Source organism: Legionella sp. D16C41 (assembly GCF_048541585.1).
GTDB lineage: Bacteria > Pseudomonadota > Gammaproteobacteria > Legionellales > Legionellaceae > Legionella_C.
This window is the reverse complement of sequence record NZ_CP183303.1, coordinates 2,015,233-2,039,118: the sequence shown is the minus strand read 5'-3', so window position 1 is coordinate 2,039,118 and position 23,886 is coordinate 2,015,233. Positions and strand designations below refer to the sequence as shown.

Here is a 23,886-nt window from a genome sequence, read left to right as displayed (position 1 = left end):
TTGTAAAGACGAATGATTAATTTGTATTAAATTTATACTTTATACAGCTTGTTAAATTGAGTACACTAAGAACATAATAATAGTAGGAAGTATATTTATGTCTAATTCTGAAAGTTTATTTATCCAAGCTCAATCAGTAATACCTGGTGGCGTTAATTCTCCGGTGCGGGCTTTTAAAGGGGTTGGTGGTAATCCTATTTTTTTTAAAGAGGGTAAAGGAGCTTATTTAGTTGATGTAGATAATAATCAATATATTGATTATGTCGGCTCCTGGGGACCTTTAATTTTAGGTCATTGCCATCCTAAAGTTATTCAAGCTGTTGAGGAAGTATTACACCAAGGCATGAGTTTTGGAGCGCCAACAGAGCTTGAAGTTAAATTAGCCCAAAAAATAATTAACCTAATGCCTTCTATTGAAAAAATAAGAATGGTTAATTCTGGTACTGAAGCTACAATGACAGCTATTCGTTTAGCTCGCGGTTATACAGAAAAAAGTAAAATTATTAAATTTAATGGTTGTTATCATGGTCATAATGATAGCTTATTAGTAAAAGCTGGTTCTGGTGTTTTAACGTTAGGCATTCCTGCTTCACCTGGAATTCCACCAAGTATCACGGAACATACTTTAACAGCTAATTTTAACGATTTAAATCAAGTAGAAGCTTTATTTAAACAATATCCTAAGGACATTGCCGCAATTATTATAGAACCTGTTGCTGGTAATATGGGTTTTGTGCAACCTAAGCCAGAATTCTTAGCAGGCCTGCGTAATTTATGTGATGCTTATCAATCCTTATTAATTTTTGATGAGGTCATGACAGGTTTTAGAGTAGGGCTTGGAGGCGCTCAATCGCTCTTTAATATCAAGCCAGATATTACCACATTGGGTAAAGTTATTGGCGGTGGAATGCCTGTGGGTGCAGTTGGTGGACGCGCAGAAATTATGGCTTGTTTAGCACCAGAAGGCAGTGTTTATCAAGCTGGTACTTTATCAGGTAATCCCTTGGCCATGGCAGCAGGACTTGCAACTTTAAGTGAGATAGAAAAGCCAGGATTTTATGATAAATTGGCGTCACATGCAGAGTTGCTTATGACAAGCTTGGCTGAGCTAGCGCAGGCTTTTGATATTTCTTTTTGGCAGGCATCTCTAGGTGGTATGTTTGGTTTTTGTTTTACACAGAAATCAGAAATTTGGGATTATCAGGACGTTGCTGCTTCTGATGAAAAGTTATTTAAAAGTTTCTACCATAAGATGTTAAAAGAAGGTGTTTATTTTGCCCCATCTATGTATGAAGCTGGATTTATTTCAAGTGCACATAGTCAAGAAGAAATTCGCTTAACTTTAGCTGCTGCAGAAAAGGTATTTAATGATTTAAAAAATCAAATTTAATCAATTAATTACTTAAAATTTATATCAAGGATAAATTTATTTTTTTTATCCTCGATATAAATTAATTTTATAAATTAATTCAACTCATTTATACTGTTTTTTTGATTAAAAAAATTTTAAAGTTAATTTTAAAGGACTTTAAATAGAATAAGGATATAAAATGAGTTTAAAAAAAATTAGTATTATTTCTTTGTTTTTTTACGTAAATTCTTTATGGTCTTTTCCTTTAGCAGATAATTTAATTATTAATTCTAAAGCTAGTGCAGATCCTAATACTTTTACTTTCTCCTATGAAGTAACCATACCACAAAATTTTTATCGCGTTTATCTTGATGTAGATCATCAGCAAAATAGCGGTTTTCCACAAGGTGGTTTGATGGCTAATTACTTAATCGAAAACCAAATGCTTTATAAATATATAGGGCCTGGTTGGAATTGGAGTCCAATTAAATCAATTCCAGTTACTGCAAATAATGTTAAAACTTGGGTGGTTGCACGTGAAGATATTCTTCCTAATCAAAATTGTGCAGGCAGTTTAGATTATCTTTATCAGGTTGAGTCACCTGCAGGAATATCTTCATTAACAAAGATGACTCTTGCATACCCAGCTAATTCAAAGTGCGCTGATAGCACAGGGCAAAAAATTGCTGTTCCATCTTATTTTTATCCTTGTACAGGTACAAATAATTGCTATTGGGATCAATTAATTCAGGGCGCACCGACAGCGAATATTGTCCTAATTAATCCTTCTAGTGGACCTGGAACTGCAAAAAATGCCGCTTATGCTGAGCAAGTGGCTCGGAATCATAACTCTGGTCAAGCAGTTTTAGGTTATGTCTATACCAGTTATGGTAATCGCAGCCTTACAGATGTTAAAAGGGATATTATTAAATATTATAATTGGTATCAGGTAGACGGTATTTTTTTTGATGAGGGTTTTTCTGCCGATTGCAGTAAGCAAAGTTACTATAGAAATCTAAATAATTCTGTTAAAGCTAAAGGGGGTAAAGGCATCACTGTAGTAAATTTTGGAACTAATGTAGCAGAGTGTTATATCAATACCGCTGATATTTTAGTGACCTTTGAAGCAGATTATAATACTTATGTTAAGTGGAATATTAGTGGTTGGGAGACAAAATATCCTGCCTCGCATTTTTGGCATTTAATCCATACTACGCCTTATAATGCTTTAAATAATGCCATAAGTTTGAGTAAACAAAGACATGCAGGTTGGGTGTATATCACACCAGATATTATGCCTAATCCATGGGATACGTTACCAGCTTCTACTTATTGGCTAGACGAGTTAAGCAGGGTAAGCCAACAATAAATCTAAGGGTTCATAAGAGGTTTTTAGTGCTGGTGAAAGGAATAATCAACTAATCGTATTAACTTAAGAACAGTCCTGTCCTTCCCGCCTAAGCGGGAATCTATTTTATATTGGTCAGTTGCAAGTATCGAAATAGATTTCCGCCTACGCGGAAATGACAGAGCTTTTAAGCTGGATCGATCTAATTTATGTGCACCCTTAATGGCGTCAAAATTTAAAACCAGCGCTGTCTTTCTCGTGCCATCAGGTATCTATTTCTATTTGGGCCTGGTGCCAGTATGAAGAAAGATTTCCACCTGCACAAAACTTCTATCATTCCCGCGCAGGCGGGAATCTATTTTTATATAGGCTCAGTGCCAGTCTGAGGATGGATTTCCGCCTGCGCGGAAATGACAGCATGTTTGAGCTATATCGTATTAGGTTATATTAATAATTAAGTAGGTCGACTAAAGAAAAAGCCTCGTCATATCCGCACAAGCGAGAATCTATTTTTAGGTCGGCACAGTGCAAGTATTGAAATACATTTTAAGCTATGCAGAAATGGCAGAGTTGTCAAAGAATGTAAATAATAGGATAGATTTTCTTGCTGTCATTCCCGCGTAGGCGGGAATCTATTTTTAGGTCGACACAGGGTAAATATGAAGATAGATTTTAGCCTACGCAAAATGACAAAGTTCTTAAATGAGAGTGTTATGGCTTATACAAAAAACGTTTAAACACATCAGCTACATCAATTTAAAAATAGCCCTGTTATACCGGCGCAGGCGGGTATCTATTTTTATATAGGCTCAGTGCCAGTCTAAGAATGGATTTCCGCCTGCGCGGAAATGACAGCATGTTTAAGCTGTATCGTATTAGTTTATTTGAACAATTAAATAGGCCGACTTAAGAAAAGCCCTGTCATACCCGCGCAGGCGGGTATCTATTTTTAAGTAGCCACAGTGCAAGTATTGAAATAGATTTTAAGCTACGCAGAAATGACAGGATTCTTAAACAGTAAAATAGTAAGACAGCTTTTCATACTGTCATTCCAGGGTAGGTAGGAATCTATTTTAGGCTGGCATAGTGCAAGTATTGAAATAGATTTTAGGCTACTCAGAAATGGCAGAGTTGTCAAAGAATGTAAATAATAAGATAGATTTTCCTGTTGTCATTCTCGCGTAGGCGGGAATCTATTTTTAGGTCGGCACAGTGTAAATATGAAGATAGATTTTAGCCTACGCAAAATAACAGGGTTCTTAAATTGATATCTTAGGTAAAAATTTACAAATCTAATTTTAAATCTTTAAACATTTAATTTTTCGGCGACTTTTCTAGCTATCCATTTTTCCTCATTTCCTGGAGCAATTACAATGGGAATCCCTGATTTAGTAATTAAATAACATGAGTTTTGTTTTTCTGCATGGTTTAATTGCCTATCTAATTTAAAATTTAAATGAGCTAAGGGGGAGACAATTTTATCACGAATAAAGGCTGCATTTTCGCCAACGCCTCCAGTAAAAATTAATGCATCTAATTTACTTACTTGAGTTAAATAGGCACCAATTATTTTCTGAATGGCATAAACATAGATATCTAGTGCCAGTATAGCGCTTTCATCTCCCATTTCGTAACGTTCTAAAATAGCACGCATATCATTTTCATTCGTAATTCCTTTAAGGCCACTTTGTTTATTAAGCAGAGTATTAACAGCTAATAAATCTAAGCCTTGTTCTTGTAAAAAAAGTACAATAGCAGGGTCTATGTCGCCACAACGTGTTCCCATTACTAGCCCTGCTAAGGGTGTCATGCCCATAGAGGTATCAAATGATTTCCCTGCTTTTACAAGACAGGCACTTGCGCCATTGCCTAGGTGTAGCGAAAGAAAATTACATGCTGAAAGTGGTTTTTTTAATAATTGTGCTGTTTCATAACTGACAAATTCATGATTGATGCCATGAAAGCCATAATGTTTAATATTAAACTTTTGAGCTACTAGTTTATCTATAGCATAGGTTTGAATATGCTCTGGCATGGTATGATGAAAGCCTGTGTCAAAGATAGCAACATGAACTGCTTCTTTAAAATGCGATTGCGCATATTCAATACCAGCTGCATTAATTGGGTTATGAAGCGGCGCTAATTTAGCTAAAGCTTTAATTTCTTTAAGTACTGAAGGCGTAATAATCGCTGGTTGCCAAAGATGTTGCCCACCATGCACAACACGATGACCTACACCAATAATAATTTCATCAACTAAGTCTTTTTTTAATTGTTTATCTAAAGCTTCAAATGCTTTTTCATGATTAATAAACTGATGGCTCCACTGCGCTTGTTGCTTAGCATGGTGATGCCAATGGCCTGATTTTTCAGCAATGCCCTCAATTATTCCTGATATTAAAGGTATATTAAGGTTTTGGGGCCTAAACACTTTATATTTAATCGATGAGCTGCCAGCATTAATCGTTAGAATGCAATCTTGCTTGCTTATTTGGTTATAGTTCATAGTTACCCTCTGCTTGCAACGCAGTCACTAAAATAGTGTTGATTATATCTTGTGGGGTACAACCTCGACTTAAATCATTAACAGGTTTATTTAAGCCCAAGAGAATTGGCCCTATAGCTAATGCTTTAGTTTCACGTTGAACTGCTTTATAGGTATTATTTCCTGTATTTAAATCAGGAAAAATTAAAACATTCGCCTGGCCTGCAATTTTAGAACCAGGAAGCTTTTTGGCAGCAACATCCATATCCACTGCAGCGTCATATTGCATTGGCCCTTCAACCGGAATATGTGGATAATTTTGGTGAAGAATCTCGGCAGCTTCAATAACTTTATCAACACTTTTTCCGCTTCCAGAGTTACCTGAAGAATAAGATAAAAGTGCAGCTTTAGGCTCAATACCTAACTGTTTAGCAATTTCTACTGCTTGTATTGTAATTTCAGCGAGTGTTTGACTATCAGGTTCAGGATTAATGGCACAATCACCATAAATTAAAATACGAGTTGGTAGACACATAATAAAAATAGACGAAACTTTTGTTATATCGGGTTTAGTTTTAATAATTTCTAACGCAGGTCTTACCGTACTTGCTGTAGTATGTTCAGCACCTGAAACCATTCCGTCAGCATCGCCAGAGTAAACCATCATGGCAGCAAAATAATTAACATCAGCCATTCGCTCCAAAGCAATAGGTAAGTTAACATTTTTATGCTGTCTAAGCTGCCAATAACGCTTTGCATAATAGGGCTTTTTTTCCGACTCTTCAATATTAATAATTTGAGCGTGACTTAAGTCAAGTTGCAGGCGCCGTTCTAATAATTTAATTTTTTCTTTATTACCCAGTAAAGTAATTCTAACGACATTTCGTTTAAGTAGGTAATCTGCAGCAATTAAAATACGCGAATCCTCTCCTTCAGGTAAAACAATATGGCGCTTATTTGCTCTTGCTTTATTAAGTAACTCATGTAAAAAAATAGCAGGGGTTAGCCCAGAAATTTTCTGCGCTTGACTAATTAATTTTAAAATAGGAGGGGAGAGATAGGTTTCCATAGCTTCAATGGCATTTTTAACTTTAGTCGTATTATTTTTAGTTAAGCTAAATTTGGCAGAAAATAATAAGGTAGCTGTTTCATAAGTATGATGTGTGGTTAATAAGACAGGGAAAGGGCGCTCTAAGCCTGAAATGATTTCCCGAATTGTTTTGCCAGGCATTTCACCCCCTGTAAGGACAATTCCAGCTATTTTAGGATAAAAACTTGACTGATCAGCTAGCAATGAGCCTAGTAAAATATCGATGCGATCGTCTGGTGTAATAATTAACATTCCATCACGCTTAAGCCTTGATTCTAAAAAATTACCAATTGTTTTGGCAGCGACAGTAAATTGTTTTGCCGGGCGGTGTAATTCGTCTTTCCCACAAACAATAATGGCATTTAATTTTTGAGCAATTTCTTGCATGGATGGATTGGCTAAATTGTCAAATTCAGGAATAATAATGAAAGTTAAATGAGGAAAGTGGTTTTTAAAAAGCTCATAAGCTTTAAATTCATCTTTAAGAGCAATACGGTTAACAATAATTCCAATTACCTGTGCATGATTACGTTTGCTTATCTCTAGCGCGGTTGCAATAACTGATAAGGTATGGTTTAAAGTTCTATCTTTAGCTGAAATTGTAAGAATAATTTCGCAATTTAATTGCGCAGCTAATGTTAAATTTAATTCATATTCGAAAACATCACTATCGCTTTCAAAGTCACTGCCTTCTAAGTAGGTAATTTCATAATCTTTATTATCTTTAATGGTTTCAAAAATAGTTGAGAATAAAACATCTGGTGCGCTTCGCATCATATCGATAGCTTGGTTGACTGTCATAATCGGCGCGATAGTGTTATGGCTAATACTTTCCAAAAGTGAGGTTTGATTATTATTTAATTCTTTAAATAATTTTACACACTGCAAAGAATAATGCTTTTGTAAAATAGCAACAATTCCTAACGAGACAAAGGACTTTCCGGGCTTTTTTTCAATACCCGATAAATATATTCTTTTGTGCATGTAGATAACCTTTATTAAAATATTCTTTAAACGTGATAACAAAATTTAAAATTTGTTTAAAATATAGCAATATGCTTTATTAATGTCATTTTGTAAATAAAATGAGTTATCTTTTACAAAAATACATGACTTTGACTACTAACTTAAATGTCAACATAGACAGTTAAAAAATTGCATGGCATAGTCATGATTATGGCTAACCAGAGGAAGCATTAAATGTCAGCAAAAGATAGCAATAAAGCATTGGGTAGCTTTTTTTCTCAAAGTATTTTTGCACTTTTTTGTATTCAAGTTTTCTCAACTTTAAGCTTTAGTGTTTTATATTCAACACTTGTGCTTTATATGACTGGCCCCCTACATTTAACGACTCAATATGCTAATAGCATTATGGGCGTTTTCGTCGCATTTAATTTTGCCCTACACCTTTTAGGAGGCTATTGGGGTGGAAGATTTTTTTCTTACCGAGCTCTATTTTGTGTTGGCATGATAGCTCAAATTATAGGTTGTTTATTACTTGCCTTTGTTCAAATAGATTATTTGTATTACGGTTTAGCTGCTTTTCTTACTGGAGCAGGCTTAAACGTAACTTGTTTAAACTGTATGTTAACGCAACGCTTTAAGCCTGAAGATGTAAGACGAGAAAGTGCGTTCCTTTATAATTACGCTGGTATGAATATCGGTTTTTTTGCTGGTTTTAGTTTAAGTGGGTATTTTCAACTTTTGCATAATTACCATCGTTTGTTCTTGCTAAGTAGCATTGGCAATTTAGCCGCGTTGCTAATTTGCTTGTATTTTTGGCATGCTTTAGCTGATAAATATAGTATTTTTGCGCAACTTGATAAGCGCGGGCAAATTCGTTCTTCGTTAAAAGGTTTGTTAATGGTTATTTGCTTGCCTTTTATTTTAACACCCTTACTACATTTTGCTGATCTCGCCAATAAGTTAGTACTTCTTACCGGGCTTGCTATGGTTGGTGTTACCTATTTGTTAGCATTTAAGCAGCCTGAAAAGGAAGCACGCGAAAAGATATTTGCTTTTAGTATATTAATGATTGTTGGAATTGTATTTTGGATGCTTTATCAAATTGGCCCTATGGGGTTAACCCATTTTATCGATCATAATGTGCAACGACATTGGTTAATGCTCACTATTCCACCACAATGGTTTCAAAACATTAATACTATTTGTATCGTATTAGGTGGGCCTTTATTAAGTGCTTTATTTACTCGCATGCGAGCACGTGGATTCTATATTAATATCCCTATGCAATTTTCATTTGCACTTTTCTTAATTGGGGCTGCTTTTGCTATTTTACCCATCGGCATTGCTAATGCTAATGCACAAGGATTAGTAGGCCCCGAATGGATAGTGTTAAGTTTTGTATTACAAAGTGCAGGAGAGCTACTTATTTCGCCTATTGGCTATGCGATGGTTGGTGCCTTAGCACCTAGCTCGCTTCAAGGTGTTATGATGGGAATTTGGATGCTATCTACCGGAGTCGGTGCAACCTTATCAAGCTATAGCTCTAACTGGATGACCGTAGGCCAAAATACCGTAAATCCTTTAGTAACTAATGCAGGTTATAGCCATGTCTTTTTAATTTTAGGATCTATAGCGATTACAGCAAGTCTTTGTTTATGTTTAATATCTCCTATTATAAAGAAATGGATGAATGATAAGAAACAAGGTATGCAAAATGATGTATCATTATTGGCTGCATAAAAATTTTTAAGGTTGTTATTTGAGTCGTTTTTTTAAGCCCATAAATACACTTAAATTAACTTGGTATAATGAACTGCCTTATACCAAGGAAAATAATTTATACTGTTTGCCTTGGGAGGTTCAATTAGGTAGGGAACATGCTTATCTTTCTAACAATAATCTTGTCCAACGCTGGCAACAATTAAATTGTAGAGAGAATAACTATTTCACCTTAGCCGATACTAGTTTTCAAGCGGGGCTTACTTTTCTATTAAGCTGGCAACATTGGCTAGACTTTGCGCCTGCAAATGCCTCGCTTTACTATCTTTGTAGTGAAGCAGAGCCTCTAGAAAAAGCAGACTTAGCAAAAATTTTAAGTCACTTCCCTCAATTTAGGGCGCAGACTACATTATTATTAGCAGCATATCCAATACTGACACCAGGCTTTCATTATCTAAGTTTCGAGCAAGGTAGAATCAATTTAATCTTAATGATAGGGGAAATTAATACTTGTTTTCAAAAATTGATAATTTGCGGTGCAAAGGATTTAGAACCAATGTTGCGTCAGTATGCGATAGATGCATGGTTTCTTAAACAAATTAATCTTAAATCCTCAGAAGATCGCAGCGAATTTTTTAATTCTGTAGCACTTTTATCTAAACTTAAAGCAACACTTGCCTGTATAAATACTGGTAGGGATATAAAAACTAATTTAGAAGAAGTAGGCTTTAGCCTTAAAATAAGCGAGGGGGAAGTTTTATCTGCATGTTATAACCAGGCACAAAAGCATGCTAAGGTTAAGCAAACGCCATGGTATATGCCACGTATAAAAAGAAAAGCAAATAACAGAGTTATAGTAGTAGGTGGTGGTTTGGCAGGATGTACTCTTGCTCATTTCTTGGCAAATAAGGGGCAAGAAGTATTTTTACTTGATAAACAACCAGATTTAGGCAGCGAAGCATCGGGTAATACACAAGCTATTTTATATCCTCAACTTTCAGCTTACCATTCTTTAATAGCTAGTTTTATGCTAACTACTTATTTATATGCTCATAATTTTTATAAAAATATATTAATAAATCATTCTATTGGTGAATTACAAGGCATACTACAACTTGGTTATAATGATAAAGAGCAAGAAGCACTTAATAAAATTAATACTCATGTACTAGCTTATTATCCTGAGTTAGGTAGGCTAATGGATGAAAAGGATACGTCACGGTATGCAGGTATAAATATTCCTTATACATCTCTACTCTTACCACTATCAGGCTGGTTAAATAGTAAAGCATTATGTCAAGTACTAACTGAAAATACGCATATCCATCCCATTAATAATTGTGCAGTAAATAGCTTATTTTATGAGAAGAATGCTTGGCATTGTGAAGACTTTAGTGCCGAAACAGTGGTTATTGCAAACGGGTATCAAGCTAGGCAATTTCGTGAAACTTCATTTTTACCCCTAAAGCCTACCTACGGGCAAGTAACTTTGCTGCAGACAAATCCAGAATTAGCAACATTAGCTTTGCCTATCTGTGGTTTAGGTCATATTTTGCCTAGACATAATGCTAGACATGCAGTAGGAGCTACTTACCATCCAAATAAGTTATGTGTAGAAGATAGGCAAGCTGAAAACGAATTAAATTTAAATAAATTAAATAGCCTGTTACCTAACTTAAAAATACCTACTGTAGTTGTTGCTGATTGGCAAGGTATACGTGCCACTACGCCCGATTATTTTCCGCTTGTAGGTCCATTACCTAATGAAGAAGTCTTTAAACAATACTTTGCTCCACTTGGAAAAGATCCTAAGCGCTGGCTACCAGTATGGGGAGGTTATTATCCAGGATTATATATATTTACAGGCTTTGGCTCACGAGGGTTAACAAGTATACCTCTCTGTGCTGCTTGGCTTAGCGCTTTAATTACTAATAAGCCTGCTATCATGCCCTCTTCTTTTATTCGTGCTTTAGCTCCTGCTCGTTTTCTACTTAAAGCAATGCTTAACTAGATTGTTCTATACTTTTAGAATAAGGTATAAAAGGAGTTTATTATGAAAGTATGGACATTAGGGCAATATTTACGCCTGTTGCGTGAAGGGCAATTAAACCCTAGTAAACCATTTGCTAAACAGGAAGATGAGCTTATAGAAATAGGGCGTTTAGCTAAAAAAGTAGCTATTCCTCCTCTGGAAATTAATTTTCCGATTCATGCAGAGCCCGTAGAGAAAATTTATCAATTATTAAAGCCTGTGCTTACTGAACTTGTTAATAATGAAGAATTTTCATGGAGTTACCATTATGGCTTTTTCTCAGCTAAAGAAGTAGCAATGGGGTATTTATCTGAAGCAGTTAATACAGCAATTTTTAAAGCTTCACCTACTACTTGCCAAGAAATAGAATTACAAAAACTTCTATTTTATATCTGTGAAACCTTAAGTAGTGGTGTAGAGGTTAATAAAGCAGTACATATCATAAATGATGCTCATTTACGCAATCAATTTAAGCTAATGATCTCTTCTTTAACATTACAGCGTGCAACTAAAAAAGAATTAATAGCATTTTATAAAAAAGAAAATTGTAAAAATATGGCTTATCAAGCTAGTCTATTTTCTAATAAAGAATTTGAACAGGCCTTAGCTCAACAGTTACAAGTAACCTATAATCAAATTGCTCAATTTATAAAAGAGCATCATTGTGAAATTAGTGAGCAATTTGTTCCAGTCCAAGAAGATAATTATATAAAATTATTAGGTTTATTTCATACTCTTTTTACGAAGTTAATTAACTTAGACTTTCTTTTAATGAAAGAGGTAATTCAGGTAATTAAACAGCACTCTACATTTTTGAAACAAAGTATAGAAAGTGAGGAAAATCCTAAGTTAGCCTTACAAAATCTGAAAAATTTAATAGAACCTTTAATTGAAAAAGAACCTAACAATGTATATCCAATCGATATGAAAATTACATCCAAAAATAATATTAATCATAACTCCTTATAAAAATAATGATTTACTTAAAGTATTTAAATTTAATAGCAGTTAACTAAAACTTACTGACTAGTTAATTAGTTTACCTATAAAATTTCTGTTTTAAAGCTTACAGCGTAACCACTTCCGTTAGCTTATGTTAATAAGCTGCTGCATATATTTAAGATAAACAAAGTAGGAGTCTCTAAACAACTGGATACCGCGAACAAGTCGCGGTACGTAGGCATATGGCTTACCTAATGATATCCCCTGATTTACCTACCGACGTACCGCGACTTGTTCGCGGTATTCAGCAAGTAGCCTGGGTAAAAAGACGTGAAACCTGGGTTTCGGCCCGGTAGGCCTACACCCAAGCTAAATCTGCTACTAAGTACAAAAAATCATATACCCTACGTCCCGCGACTTGTTCGCGGGATCCAGTAAGACAGCTAAATAACTGAAAATTGCGAGCAAATTGTTCGATGAAGAAAACTGAGATGTGCAATGAACTTGCTAATTTTAGTTAAGGTAGGTAATCTTCCGCCACACTGGTTAATGTATAATTTTTGAGGTTGTGCAGTGGATTGTATCGAAATTTTTCAAATAGATGCTTTTACTGATAAAATATTTCATGGTAATCCTGCGGCAGTTTGTCTTCTAGATAATTGGTTGAATGACGAATTGATGCAAGCTATTGCTTCTGAAAATAATCTTTCAGAAACTGCTTTCATTATTGAAAATGAGGCTGGACTCTATATCCGTTGGTTTACACCTAAAGGTGAAGTAAGTTTATGTGGCCATGCAACTTTGGCAGCGGGATTTGTATTATTTGAATTAAATAAAAGCTCACAAGACACTATTGAATTTCTAAGCCTAAGTGGCCCAATTAGGGTGAGTAAACAAGACAATCGCTATCAGTTAGATTTTCCACGGCTAAATTATCTTGATTGTAAAACCCCTGATTTAATCCAAGGGGTAATTGATCAACCGCTAGCTGAAATTTATGAAAGCGAGCTAGATTATCTAGCTATTTTGCATACTGAGGAGGAGCTTGTCCAAGCGCAAGTTAAGTTAAATGTTCTAGCAGGTTTATCTAAACGTGGTTTAATTTTATCAAGTACAGGTACGGAGTCAGATTTTTATTCACGTTGTTTTTATCCTAAACATAATATTGCAGAGGATCCTGTTACAGGCTCAGCACACTGTGTATTAGTACCTTATTGGTCTAATCGATTAGGAAAGACGAATTTAACTGCCATTCAAGGTTTAGAACGCAAGGGAGAAATATTTTGTGAGTTAAAGGGTAATCGAGTTTATATGGCTGGGCACTGTAGATGGTATTTAAAGGGGCAATTAGTCATCTAAGTCGCAAGTATTCTTAGTTAATTATTTTCCCACTGAGCAGATAAGGAAGCCACATGGCCAATAATAGGCTCTGTGGTAAAAATATACTGATTCAGATAACCTATTCCTACAGTAAGATTTTTTGAAGCTTTTTGACTAATACCGATAAAAAAGCGATTTTGATCAAGTGTTTTTGTAGTAATCCAGATGGGCTTATTTAAATTCACAAGAAGCTCATTTGCCAAAACCCAGCCTAAAGATTTATAAAAAACTTTATTAACAGTTAAACGGTTACGTAATCGATAGTTTAAATCTGGAAATAATTCGCGTTTACGTTCTTCAAGTCTTGTTCGCCAATGTAAATTATAATTTTTATTGTTCTTCATTAATGTCATTTGTTGCCAGAAGCGAAATTCTGATCTATTAGGTGCAATATTCAATGAGCCGACAATCAGTGATGTTGTTCCAGCCCACAAGGCCAATGACGGCGTAATTTGATAACCTACCCCCATATTATTTAGAAATTGATCTAATTTATTTGGTGCGTCTTGTAGGCGAAGTTGTGGCTCTAAATAGAAGCGATAATTTTGATGTTTAAGATTAATAGTTAAGGTATTCCAGATTTTAGCTATATCGGTTTGTGCATTACTAAAATTAGACAAAGAGAAGAGCCATAGAAGCCAAACTAGTAGAAGTCCTTTTTTTGTAATAGATCCTTTCATCAAAATTCAAGATGCTCCACTTGAGCTATTACCTTTGTCATTAATAAATACTAAAGGTAGTAACTATTCATTTTGAATAATTTTATAGTTAAGTGCAAGCTAATATTAGCGGAATTAAAAGAAGTAGACTATGCTCAATAAAGCTGAACATATACTTCAGCATCTATTAATTTACTAAATTTTTAAAGAGGATAAAAATGAAAGCATGGAATAGCGTAATTTTTATGAAAACAAATAAGCCTTGGTCTGAAATAAATGCTATGGCTAAATGGGACGGTGTAGAGCACATGTGGTCTACTATGGGTGATTGGGACTGGTGCATTAAGCTTACTGAAGAGTCTTCTACACCTGAAAAAACTGAAGCATTTGTTGCTCGCATGCGTGACCAGCATTGGGCGACAGAAACTAAAACAAGCTGGTGGAAAGAAGTTTCCTCTAGATAAGGCCAACTTGCAATGTAAGATTGTCCAGTCGTTTTTGTAAATATAAAGGCACTTTAATCAATTCTTTATAAGCTATATTATTAAGATTTAGATTAAAAGATTAAAGTGCCTAATTATAAAAAAGTTTAAGAAAAATAAGTAATGTTTAGCTCCTGCCTACCTTTAATTTGGGTTTAAGAATATGATTTTATGCCAAGAAGGCTTAAAGTAAGCAATTTCAAATAGTTATAACTTAAAGAATAATTTGAATTTCCCCTAATTTAATAGATATTATTTAAAAATTAATTAATATATCTTTATTAATCTTTATTATCAAAAGCGTGCACCTTAATAGAGTGAAATTTGGCTTAAAACAGAAATAAGTATAAATTAGTAAATTCTATCTAGTAGGCTTATTACTGCATTTATAAAGCTACAACTTTAAGTTGCTATCAACTGAATGTCATGATAAAAAGTTTATTCACTAGACTAAAAGGAACTAGGTAATGATTAGTTCAAAGGGAAAGATCTTTCGTGAGTTAGTCGCTACAAAGCCACCGTTACAAATTGTAGGAACAATCAATGCTTACTGTGCTATGCTTGCCGAGCAAGCGGGTTGTTCGGCTATTTATCTTTCGGGCGCGGGCGTTGCTAATGCCTCTTATGGTTTACCCGATTTAGGAATGACTAATTTAACCGATGTTTTAGAGGATGTTCGACGAATTGTGCAAGCCTCATCTTTGCCTTTATTAGTAGATGTTGATACGGGATGGGGGCATGCTTTTAACATTGCACGCACCGTAAAGCTTATGGAAAATGCGGGCGTTGCTGCTATCCATATTGAAGATCAAATTCTTGCTAAGCGTTGCGGACATAGACCAAATAAGGAAGTAGTATCAAAGTTTGAAATGGGTGATCGAATTAAAGCGGCAGTTGATGCTCGCATAGATAAAAATTTCGTCATTATAGCTAGAACAGATGCCTTTGCGCAGGAAGGCCTAGATGCCACTATTGAAAGGGCACAATATTATGTTGAAACAGGGGCTGATATGATTTTTGCTGAAGCTATCACGAGTTTGGCAGATTATCGGCAATTTACCCAAACTGTAAAGGTACCTATTTTAGCAAATATTACTGAATTTGGTAAAACACCTATGTTTAGCGTAGAGGAATTAGCTGACGCAGGAATAAAATTAATTCTCTATCCTTTAAGCGCTTTTCGTGCAATGTCTAAAGCCGCTTTAACAGTTTATGAAACAATTTTAGCAGATGGGACACAAGCAAAACTACTCAAAATGATGCAGACAAGAAACGAATTATATGATGTATTAGGGTATCATAATTACGAGAAGCAATTAGATCAATTAATGGAGGAAAAAGATGGTTACTAATACAGCGGGATTGGCCGGAGTTGTTGCAGGGCAATCAGCTATTGCTACAGTAGGGCAGAAAGGAAGTGGCCTTAATTATCGTGGCTACTCCATTGATGATCTAGCTGAAAAAGCATCATTTGAAGAGGTTGCTTACCTCCTACATTATGGCCGTCTTCCTACGCAAAAGGAATTAGATACCTATATTGAAAAGCTTATTGGTTTAAGGCACCTACCTAGTATTTTAAAAAACGTTTTAAAACTTATTCCCAAGCAGTCTCACCCTATGGATGTTTTACGTACTGCTTGCTCAATGTTAGGTAATTTAGAGCCTGAAAATGACTTTTCTCAGCAATATGATATTGCCGATAGGTTACTTGCTTTATTTCCAGGTATTATGTGTTTTTGGTATATCTACCATTTTCATGGTAGAGAGATTAGTGGATTAAGTGACGAAAAAACGATTGGCGGCCACTTTCTTGCTTTATTACACGATCGCACGCCAACTGAACTTGAACGGCAGATGATGAATGTTTCGTTAATTTTATATGCAGAACATGAGTTTAATGCCTCAACATTTGCAGCTAGAGTTACTGCAGCTACTTTAGCTGACTTTTACTCAGCTATCACTTCAGCTATAGGAACCTTGCGTGGGCCTTTACATGGTGGCGCTAATGAAGCAGCAATGGAGTTACTTGAACAGTTTAAATCACCAGATGATGCTGAAGAAAAATTAATGCTTATGTTAGCCAACAAGGCAAAAATTATGGGCTTTGGTCATCGAGTTTACAAAGATTCAGATCCACGCTCAGATATTATTAAAGCTTGGTCAAAAAAATTAGCCGAGGCTAAACATGATACTTTATTATTTGAAATCTCTGAACGTGTTGAATTAGTCATGCGTCGGGAAAAAAAGTTATTTCCTAATTTAGATTTTTATAGTGCTTCAGCCTATCATTACAGCGATATTCCAACTCCCTTGTTTACGCCTATCTTTGTAATGTCACGGATTACCGGTTGGGCGGCGCACATTTTTGAACAACGTGCAGATAACCGTTTAATTAGGCCAAGCTCAGAGTATATAGGGCCTGCACCACGCGCTTTTGTAGCCATTGAGGATAGAGAATAAATGAGTAACTACGTTGAAGACAATATTAAACCTGATTATGACCATGTGATTACTGATATTGTCGATTATGTTTTAAATTATAAAATTGATAGCGTTGCTGCTTATGAAACAGCCCGTTTCTGCCTAATGGATACGCTAGGTTGCGGAATTTTAGCACTGAATTTTCCAGAGTGTACTAAGTTGTTGGGCCCGGTAGTCCCAGGTGCTGAATTATCCCAGGGAGCACGTGTTCCAGGTACGCAATATGAACTTGATCCCGTTCAGGCTGCTTTTAACATTGGCACGATGATTAGATGGCTAGACTTTAATGATACTTGGTTAGCTGCTGAGTGGGGCCATCCTTCAGATAATTTAGGTGCTATTCTTGCAGTTGCTGATTATATAAGTCGCCAAGCTCAAGCGCTTGGTAAGCCTGGGCTTACTATGCATGACGTGCTTACTGCTATGATTAAAGCACATGAAATTCAAGGTTGCCTTGCTCTTGAAAATAGTTTCAATCGGGTGGGTCTTGATCATGTGATTTTAGTTAAAGTAGCAAGTGTTGCTGTTGCTAGTTGGTTATTAGGATGCGATCGTGACATGATGCTTAGTGCTTTATCACAGGTTTTTGTGGATGGTCAAAGTTTAAGGACTTATCGCCACGCTCCTAATGCAGGTTCACGTAAATCCTGGGCTGCAGGGGATGCTACTGCCCGCGCCGTTAGATTAGCTTTAATAGCAAGGCAGAAGGAAATGGGTTACCCAAGTGCTTTAACAGCGCCTAAATGGGGCTTTTATGATGTGCTCTTTAAACAAAATGAATTTAAATTCCAAAGGCCTTATGGTAGTTATGTCATGGAAAATATTTTGTTTAAGTTATCTTATCCTGCTGAATTTCATGCACAAACTGCAGTAGAATGCGCAGTCAGGCTACATCCAATTGTGCAAAATAGATTAGATGATATTGCTCGTATCGAGATTATTACTCATGAATCAGCAATTAGGATTATTAGTAAGCAAGGCTCACTGTATAATCCTGCAGATAGAGACCATTGTTTACAGTATATGATAGCAATAGGTTTACTTTTTGGTGATTTAAAAGCTGAACATTATGAGGATAGTGTAGCTGCTGATCCACGCATTGATAAATTAAGAGCAAAAATGGTTGTCACTGAAAACGAACAATTTTCTCATGATTATCATGATCCAGATAAACGTTCAATTGCTAATAGCCTTAAAATAATTTTTAAAGATAATACAGCTTCAGATTTAGTTACAGTTGAATATCCTATAGGACATAAACGACGTAGACAAGAAGGCATTCCTGTTTTATTAGCAAAATTTGAACAAAATCTTAAAACTCGCTTTGGCGAGCAGCAATTTATGCAAATTGCACAAGCAATGAATGACACAAATGTATTAAGTGCTTTGCCTGTGGTTGATTTTATGGCGCTTTGGCAGGCTTAGTAACAGCTTATCTTATAAATTAAATATAAATAAATGCTACGGTTTAAGCCGTAGCAGTTTAACTACTAGTAATAAATTACTTTTTAACTAAACATAGTTGCCATAAACACTATATTTTCAGCCATTTTTAATTTTATTTTATGACTGCAAGTTGCTAAAGGAGTCAATTATTAAATGGGCTATGTGGCGAAGCCTAATATAAATAAGTTGCTTCTTACAAACATAAATTTAAAATTTGCGTTGGATATTTGCGATGCTAATTACTTTGGTCGCTATTTCTTCTACTGAGAAACGAGTAGAATTTAAAAAAGGTATATTTTCTCGCCTATACATTGCTTCTACCTCTGAAACTTCTATCCGACATTGCTCTATTGATGCATAACGACTATTCGGTCTACGTTCTTGTCTTATGTGTTGTAGCCTTTCTGGATCAATGGTCAGACCGAATAATTTATGTTTATAGGGTTTTAAGCATTCAGGTAGTCGCGAAGCACTTAATTCATCATCTGTAAAAGGGTAATTGGCAGCGAGAATACCAAAGTGTAAGGCCATATATAGACAGCTTGGTGTCTTACCGCAGCGAGATACACCAATTAAAACAATATCTGCTTGCTCATAGCCTTTTATTTTGACCCCGTCATCATGGGCTAGAGTGTAATCAACAGCAATAATACGATGGCTGTAGGCTTGAGAAAAGCCATGAGCTTGGCCTACGGTATAGGAAGACTTTTCACCTAACTCTTTTTCTAGCGGTTCAAGGAAGGTATTAAATAAGTCAAATACACAAGCATTAGCTTGTTTGATTGTATTTGCAATTTCAGAATTAATTAATGTCATAAATACTAAAGGTTTCACACCGGTTTTATTATAAATGTTATTAATTTGTTCAACAGTTATTTGTGCTTTAACTAACGTATCTATATAAGGAATAGTATGCTTCGTAAACTCAATATTACTAAATTGAGTTAATAAACTATGCCCTAAATTTTCAGCAGTGATTCCTGTTCCATCCGAAATAATAAAGGCATGTCGCTTCATAAAAGATCCAATAAGTTAGCTACTATCAATAATAGCAAGAATAAACTTCTGCCGAAACTGCCATTAAGACTAGGCTTATGGCTTTTTATACCTGCGCTATACATAGTTAAAGCTTTGCTTGGCAACTTATAATTCTTCTGCTATGTTGAATAACGTTAGCTATTTAGCCCATTTAATAAAAGAGCTTAAGGTTATAATAACCTAAGTTTGCTTACCATTGCCCAATAGCTTCATCTTATTTATAGTCTAAAAAATTTAATCGGTAATTATAGAAGTTTATTATGAAAGAGCTTGCTTTAAATACTAAAGATTTATTATCTATTGCGACAGAGCTCCAAGCTATTGCCCAAACTGGTCTTGCTTACTGTAAAGATGTATATGATAGGGAGCGTTATAAGCAATTAATGGAAATATCAGCTAAATTATTTACTATAGAAAGTAAAGAATTTTTACCTTTAAAGGTGAAGTTTTTAGAAGAAGCAGGTTATGCTTCGCCTAAAGTAGATGTAAGAGCTGTTATTTTTAAAGCCAAAAAATTATTATTAGTACAAGAGAGCCAGGATGGTAAATGGTCATTACCTGGAGGTTGGTCTGATGTAAATTTATCCCCTTCAGAATGTGTCGTAAAGGAAGTCTATGAAGAGACGGGGTTGCTATCTAGAGCAGTTAAGTTACTAGCCTTATGGGATACCGCAAGGCATGATCATCCACTGCACTGGCCTTATACCTATAAATGTATTTTTGAATGTGAAATTCTTGGTGGTGAATTTAAAACCGATCATGAAATTATGAATGTTGATTTTTTTTCTCTAGATAAATTACCACCTTTATCATTAATTAGGATTACAGAAGAACAAATTAGGACGATAATTAATTTATTAGAGTTAAAAATAGGTTATACAGTTTTTGACTAGCTAAGTGAATTGAAGAATTTTATTAAACAAGTAGTATCTTAATAGTTCATAGATGTGCTTTAGCCTCGTTAAAAGGCGTGAACTATTAAAGATTTTTATTTAAGAACCGTCTTGGTCATTCCCGCCTAGATGTGAATCTGGGGTAGTGCAGATGTTAATTAAGCTAAATTTTCGGCTAAATGGAAATGACGAAATATTTAAGTTAACACGACTATGCGAATGCTTACAGAACGACTTGACTCATAGGTTGCAAAGATGGAATTTGATCGGTATCAACATAATAAAATATTATTTATTATCAGTATGATTAGTCTAGTAATATGTTTATCTATGTTTATTTTTTCACTTTTTATTTTGCCAAACTTAATTTGGCATCTTAATTATGATGTTCCAACTTTTATTTTTACTTGGAGTGAAAATCTTAAACTTCATTACAATTTTACTGACAGAAGTGCACATGTTATTGTTTTTTTAATCTTTTTTTTACCGGCTATCTTTGCAGCTTTTATTGCTTATTTAACGTCAAACACTATTGAAAATGAGTTATATGGTTTGACTACCACTAAAAATGAGTTTAAATCTCGTGCTTTAAAAAATAGCTTTAAAGAAACACTATTAATCATTTTGCAACTATTGATAATTATTGGCCTTGTTATTGGCGCTGTTTATTTCATGCATTGGTTAATTTCTGAACCTTCATCAATTTAGTAGGAGTTATAAATGAATTTTTTTACTCGTTTTACTATAAGATCTATGAAAAAAAAGCTGAAAGTATTAAAGCATAATCGTTTACTTAATCCTGCTTCAGATGAGGCTATTGCTAAAGAAACTAATCTTTACCTAAATTTAGCGAAAGTTTATGAATCTATAAAAAATAGAAAAAAGTTTCCTTTTGCAGAATTAATGGTTAATGAGTGCTTACGAGCGGCTGCTTCCTTAGATTCTTCTGAGGCACAATTTAAACTTGGTAGTAAATTACTTGAAGAGGGAAAATTTCGCGAACAGCTTGAGCAAGAAGAATTGTTTGCCAATGCAAGTAATAATCGCCAACAGCAACAATTATATGAAGAAGCACATGCTTATTTATTAGCTGCTGATAATTTAGGTCATATTGATGCTAAACGATTACGGGGGCTATGTTATATCAATGGGTGGGGAGTTAATGCTGATAAGAAACAAGGCTTTGATTTAATAGTTGATAGTATCGATAAAGAAAACAGTTGGGATAAAGTACCACAAATTTTTGCAGCAATGGGACTGAATAAACCAGAGTTTTTTTCTGCTCTAGCAAAGCATCGGACAAAAAATTAAGCTTAATTTACTAATGCCAATAACTTAAATACCATGTAAGAATACTTGGACCCCAAAATAAAGTGATAAGCCCACTAAGGCAGAGAAATGGCCCAAAAGGAATAGGAGTATCCCGAGATTGTTTTTTTAAATTTAAATAAATGAGACCTATAATAGTACCTGTAATAGAAGAAAATAAAAGAATTAAAGGTATCATTGTCCAACCAAACCATGCACCATAAGCTGCAAATAATTTAAAGTCCCCGTGGCCCATTCCTATTTTACCTGTAATAAGGTAGAAGACTTTTATTAATAACCATAAAACTATATATGCGCCAGCAGCACTTATTACAGCGTTAGGTAACGAGGTAAATAATGATTGTGTATTAGCTAACAAGCCAAGCCATAATAAAAGTAAAGTTAAGTTATCAGGCAATAACTGATGATCAAGGTCTATAAAAATTAGACATATATTTAACCAAATAAAAAGTAGAGCAAATATCAATGAAAGAGTAAAGCCGAAATGCCAACTGGCATATGATCCTATTATCATACTTAAAAATTCTATTATTGGATAACGCCAAGAAATGGGTGCATGGCAAAAATAGCAACGTCCTTTTAAAAGTAAATAGCTTATTAAGGGAATATTATGAATTGCTTTAATAGTTTGTTGACAATGAGGGCAAAATGAGCGAGGTAGAAAAAGGTTTATTTTATCACTTTTTCTTTCAGGTAAATCTAATAAATAAGCACAATCAGCCAATTGTTCATTTTTTAGCATTACGGGAAGACGATAAATAATAACATTAAGTAAGCTGCCAACAATTAATGAAAAAAGAGCAACAGAAATATACAACAAAGGACTATTTAGCATTATAAATTGATCATCTAGCATGACTTATAGCTCACCTAAAGATTGTATTTGGCACATTTTAATAGCTAACCCGGCAAAAAAATCACATAGAACTTTTCATTTCGCTTTTTCAGTATGATGAGTTATTAAACTGTACTTAAATCTAACCTTTCTCTAAAATTTAAGATATCTCAAATTATGTATCCATTTTAGACTACGGAACCGAGTTTAAAAATAGGTAAATACATTGCAATAACTAAACCGCCAACTAAAATTCCTAATATCGACATAATAATTGGTTCAAGCAAATTACTTAATGAGTCTACAGCATTATCAACTTCTTCTTCATAAAAGTCAGCAACTTTTGTCAGCATTTGCTCTAAAGCACCGGACTCCTCACCAATAGCAATCATTTGGATGACCATACTAGGAAATAAATGAGTATTATCCATAGCAATGCGTATTTGTTGACCATTAGAAACTTCTTCACGAATTTTATTGGTCGCTTGAGCATAAATAATATTACCCGTTGCACCTGCAACTGCGTACAATGCCTCTACTAGAGGAAGACCTGCAGCGAAGGTAATAGATAATGTTCGTGCAAAACGAGCAATAGCGGCTTTCTGCAAAATAGAGCCGATAATTGGAATTTTAAGCATAAAACGATCCACGTTATGAGCAAAATTGACTGATCGATTTCGAGCTCGTATAAAAGCATAAATTCCAATACCAATAGCACCAAAAATAATATACCAATAGGTTTGAAAAAGTTGCGATAAACTTATAACTCCGCGCGTTAGTGCGGGAAGATCGGCACCAAAGCCTTTAAAAAGCGCTTCAAATTGCGGAATTACGAAAATTAATAAACCTGCTGTAACTAAAAATGCAATAACTAACACTGCTATAGGATAAGTTAGCGCTTTTTTAATTTTTCGTTTAATTTTTTCTATTTTTTCTTTGTAGGTGGCAATTTTAGCGAGCATGACATCCAATGAACCTGATTTTTCACCAGCATCAACTAAATTATAATAAAGTTCATTAAAATATTTTGGATGTTTTTTTAAAGCTTCTGTTAATGTTAATCCTGATTCAACGTCTTTTTTAATTGTTTCAACAAGTGTTTTTACTTTTTGATTAGTTTGACCTTTAGCAATAATATCAAAAGTTTGTATAAGCGGAATACCAGCATTAAGCATAGTCGCTAATTGACGCGTGAAAGCGGTAATGTCACCAGCAGTTATTTTTCTATTTTTCTTATCAAAGAGAGATTTGCGTTTTTTTACAACTTTATTAGTAATAATCCCTTGTTTTCGCAAAGTAGCTTTGGCAATGGCAATGCTATTTGATTCTATAATACCATTTACTTTTTCACCAGAACGGTTAATGCCTTCCCAACGATAAGTAATGACTGTATTTTTGTTTCTTTCCATA

At 34.7% G+C, this 23,886-nt stretch carries 19 protein-coding genes; 13 read left to right on the top strand and 6 right to left on the bottom strand.

The genetic code is table 11. The features are described from left to right. Positions 1-97 precede the first annotated feature (97 nt). A complete protein-coding gene (gene hemL / locus ACNVED_RS08895; protein ID WP_419418671.1) occupies positions 98-1,390 on the top strand; it encodes a glutamate-1-semialdehyde 2,1-aminomutase in 1,293 nt (430 codons plus the stop codon). Between the two features lie 160 nt (positions 1,391-1,550). Continuing rightward, positions 1,551-2,720, top strand: a complete 1,170-nt coding sequence (locus ACNVED_RS08890; protein ID WP_419418670.1) for a spherulation-specific family 4 protein — start codon at positions 1,551-1,553, stop codon at positions 2,718-2,720. A 1,285-nt stretch (positions 2,721-4,005) separates the two neighbouring features. On the opposite strand, the gene ACNVED_RS08885 is transcribed toward ACNVED_RS08890, so the two are convergent. Together ACNVED_RS08885 and pta are read right to left on the bottom strand one after the other, a co-directional pair. Next, positions 4,006-5,205, bottom strand: coding sequence for an acetate/propionate family kinase (locus tag ACNVED_RS08885; protein WP_419418669.1), 1,200 nt, complete (start codon positions 5,203-5,205; stop codon positions 4,006-4,008). After that, entirely contained in the window at positions 5,195-7,258 is a 2,064-nt protein-coding gene (gene pta, locus ACNVED_RS08880) for a phosphate acetyltransferase (protein ID WP_419418668.1), read from the bottom strand. The genes ACNVED_RS08885 and pta overlap by 11 nt, the downstream gene beginning before the upstream one ends. Positions 7,259-7,474: 216 nt before the next feature. Between pta and ACNVED_RS08875 the strand changes: the two genes are divergently transcribed. From ACNVED_RS08875 to ACNVED_RS08860, 4 genes are all read left to right on the top strand, one after another. Further along, positions 7,475-8,980 (top strand): peptide MFS transporter, encoded by a 1,506-nt coding sequence (locus ACNVED_RS08875; RefSeq protein ID WP_419418667.1) that lies wholly within the window; start codon positions 7,475-7,477, stop codon positions 8,978-8,980. Positions 8,981-8,999: 19 nt separating this feature from the next. Next, positions 9,000-10,970, top strand: coding sequence for an FAD-dependent 5-carboxymethylaminomethyl-2-thiouridine(34) oxidoreductase MnmC (mnmC, locus tag ACNVED_RS08870; protein WP_419418666.1), 1,971 nt, complete (start codon positions 9,000-9,002; stop codon positions 10,968-10,970). Positions 10,971-11,012: 42 nt separating this feature from the next. Continuing rightward, the gene (locus tag ACNVED_RS08865; RefSeq protein ID WP_419418665.1) at positions 11,013-11,960 is read left to right on the top strand and encodes a hypothetical protein; all 948 of its coding nucleotides are present in this window, start codon (positions 11,013-11,015) and stop codon (positions 11,958-11,960) included. 546 nt (positions 11,961-12,506) lie between these two features. Beyond that, entirely contained in the window at positions 12,507-13,292 is a 786-nt protein-coding gene (locus tag ACNVED_RS08860) for a PhzF family phenazine biosynthesis protein (protein WP_419418664.1), read from the top strand. Positions 13,293-13,309: 17 nt separating this feature from the next. Here the strand turns inward: ACNVED_RS08860 and ACNVED_RS08855 are convergent, their stop codons facing one another. Beyond that, entirely contained in the window at positions 13,310-13,933 is a 624-nt protein-coding gene (locus ACNVED_RS08855; RefSeq protein WP_419418663.1) for a DUF2490 domain-containing protein, read from the bottom strand. Positions 13,934-14,190: 257 nt separating this feature from the next. Here ACNVED_RS08855 and ACNVED_RS08850 point away from each other — a divergent pair, with 257 nt between their 5' ends. From ACNVED_RS08850 to ACNVED_RS08835, 4 genes are all read left to right on the top strand, one after another. Next, positions 14,191-14,436, top strand: a complete 246-nt coding sequence (locus ACNVED_RS08850; RefSeq protein ID WP_419418662.1) for a hypothetical protein — start codon at positions 14,191-14,193, stop codon at positions 14,434-14,436. A gap of 485 nt (positions 14,437-14,921) precedes the next feature. Then, entirely contained in the window at positions 14,922-15,806 is an 885-nt protein-coding gene (prpB, locus tag ACNVED_RS08845; RefSeq protein WP_419418661.1) for a methylisocitrate lyase, read from the top strand. Then, positions 15,796-16,914, top strand: a complete 1,119-nt coding sequence (prpC, locus tag ACNVED_RS08840) for a bifunctional 2-methylcitrate synthase/citrate synthase (RefSeq protein WP_419418660.1) — start codon at positions 15,796-15,798, stop codon at positions 16,912-16,914. Before prpB ends, prpC begins: the two co-directional genes overlap by 11 nt. Further along, entirely contained in the window at positions 16,915-18,360 is a 1,446-nt protein-coding gene (locus tag ACNVED_RS08835) for a bifunctional 2-methylcitrate dehydratase/aconitate hydratase (protein ID WP_419418659.1), read from the top strand. Between the two features lie 228 nt (positions 18,361-18,588). Here ACNVED_RS08835 and ACNVED_RS08830 read toward each other — a convergent pair whose 3' ends face one another. After that, a complete protein-coding gene (locus ACNVED_RS08830) occupies positions 18,589-19,398 on the bottom strand; it encodes a pyruvate, water dikinase regulatory protein (RefSeq protein WP_419418658.1) in 810 nt (269 codons plus the stop codon). A 281-nt stretch (positions 19,399-19,679) separates the two neighbouring features. On the opposite strand from ACNVED_RS08830, the gene ACNVED_RS08825 reads away from it, so the two are divergent. From ACNVED_RS08825 to ACNVED_RS08815, 3 genes are all read left to right on the top strand, one after another. Next, positions 19,680-20,312 carry an NUDIX hydrolase gene (locus ACNVED_RS08825; protein ID WP_419418657.1) on the top strand — a complete coding sequence of 211 codons (633 nt, stop codon included), beginning with the start codon at positions 19,680-19,682 and terminating at the stop codon, positions 20,310-20,312. 255 nt (positions 20,313-20,567) lie between these two features. Next, complete coding sequence (locus ACNVED_RS08820) at positions 20,568-21,020, top strand: hypothetical protein (protein ID WP_419418656.1); 453 nt, start codon at positions 20,568-20,570, stop codon at positions 21,018-21,020. Between the two features lie 12 nt (positions 21,021-21,032). Continuing rightward, the gene (locus tag ACNVED_RS08815) at positions 21,033-21,623 is read left to right on the top strand and encodes a hypothetical protein (protein ID WP_419418655.1); all 591 of its coding nucleotides are present in this window, start codon (positions 21,033-21,035) and stop codon (positions 21,621-21,623) included. A gap of 10 nt (positions 21,624-21,633) precedes the next feature. On the opposite strand, the gene ACNVED_RS08810 is transcribed toward ACNVED_RS08815, so the two are convergent. Together ACNVED_RS08810 and ACNVED_RS08805 are read right to left on the bottom strand one after the other, a co-directional pair. After that, positions 21,634-22,497: a prepilin peptidase gene (locus ACNVED_RS08810; RefSeq protein WP_419418654.1), complete on the bottom strand. Its 864-nt coding sequence runs from the start codon at positions 22,495-22,497 to the stop codon at positions 21,634-21,636. Between the two features lie 167 nt (positions 22,498-22,664). Continuing rightward, positions 22,665-23,885 (bottom strand): type II secretion system F family protein, encoded by a 1,221-nt coding sequence (locus ACNVED_RS08805; protein WP_419418653.1) that lies wholly within the window; start codon positions 23,883-23,885, stop codon positions 22,665-22,667. Position 23,886: the final 1 nt, after the last annotated feature.

Bases quoted from the DNA above. Each gene is read 5' to 3' on its own strand.
- ACNVED_RS08885 (WP_419418669.1), bottom strand. From the start codon at position 5,205: ATGAACTATAACCAAATAAGCAAGCAAGATTGCATTCTAACGATTAAT.
- ACNVED_RS08830 (WP_419418658.1), bottom strand. From the start codon at position 19,398: ATGAAGCGACATGCCTTTATTATTTCGGATGGAACAGGAATCACTGCT.
- ACNVED_RS08805 (WP_419418653.1), bottom strand. From the start codon at position 23,885: ATGGAAAGAAACAAAAATACAGTCATTACTTATCGTTGGGAAGGCATT.
- ACNVED_RS08865 (WP_419418665.1), top strand. From the start codon at position 11,013: ATGAAAGTATGGACATTAGGGCAATATTTACGCCTGTTGCGTGAAGGG.
- ACNVED_RS08875 (WP_419418667.1), top strand. From the start codon at position 7,475: ATGTCAGCAAAAGATAGCAATAAAGCATTGGGTAGCTTTTTTTCTCAA.
- hemL (WP_419418671.1), top strand. From the start codon at position 98: ATGTCTAATTCTGAAAGTTTATTTATCCAAGCTCAATCAGTAATACCT.
- ACNVED_RS08890 (WP_419418670.1), top strand. From the start codon at position 1,551: ATGAGTTTAAAAAAAATTAGTATTATTTCTTTGTTTTTTTACGTAAAT.
- ACNVED_RS08825 (WP_419418657.1), top strand. From the start codon at position 19,680: ATGAAAGAGCTTGCTTTAAATACTAAAGATTTATTATCTATTGCGACA.
- pta (WP_419418668.1), bottom strand. From the start codon at position 7,258: ATGCACAAAAGAATATATTTATCGGGTATTGAAAAAAAGCCCGGAAAG.
- ACNVED_RS08835 (WP_419418659.1), top strand. From the start codon at position 16,915: ATGAGTAACTACGTTGAAGACAATATTAAACCTGATTATGACCATGTG.
- ACNVED_RS08815 (WP_419418655.1), top strand. From the start codon at position 21,033: ATGAATTTTTTTACTCGTTTTACTATAAGATCTATGAAAAAAAAGCTG.
- ACNVED_RS08820 (WP_419418656.1), top strand. From the start codon at position 20,568: ATGGAATTTGATCGGTATCAACATAATAAAATATTATTTATTATCAGT.
- prpC (WP_419418660.1), top strand. From the start codon at position 15,796: ATGGTTACTAATACAGCGGGATTGGCCGGAGTTGTTGCAGGGCAATCA.
- ACNVED_RS08810 (WP_419418654.1), bottom strand. From the start codon at position 22,497: ATGCTAGATGATCAATTTATAATGCTAAATAGTCCTTTGTTGTATATT.
- prpB (WP_419418661.1), top strand. From the start codon at position 14,922: ATGATTAGTTCAAAGGGAAAGATCTTTCGTGAGTTAGTCGCTACAAAG.
- ACNVED_RS08850 (WP_419418662.1), top strand. From the start codon at position 14,191: ATGAAAGCATGGAATAGCGTAATTTTTATGAAAACAAATAAGCCTTGG.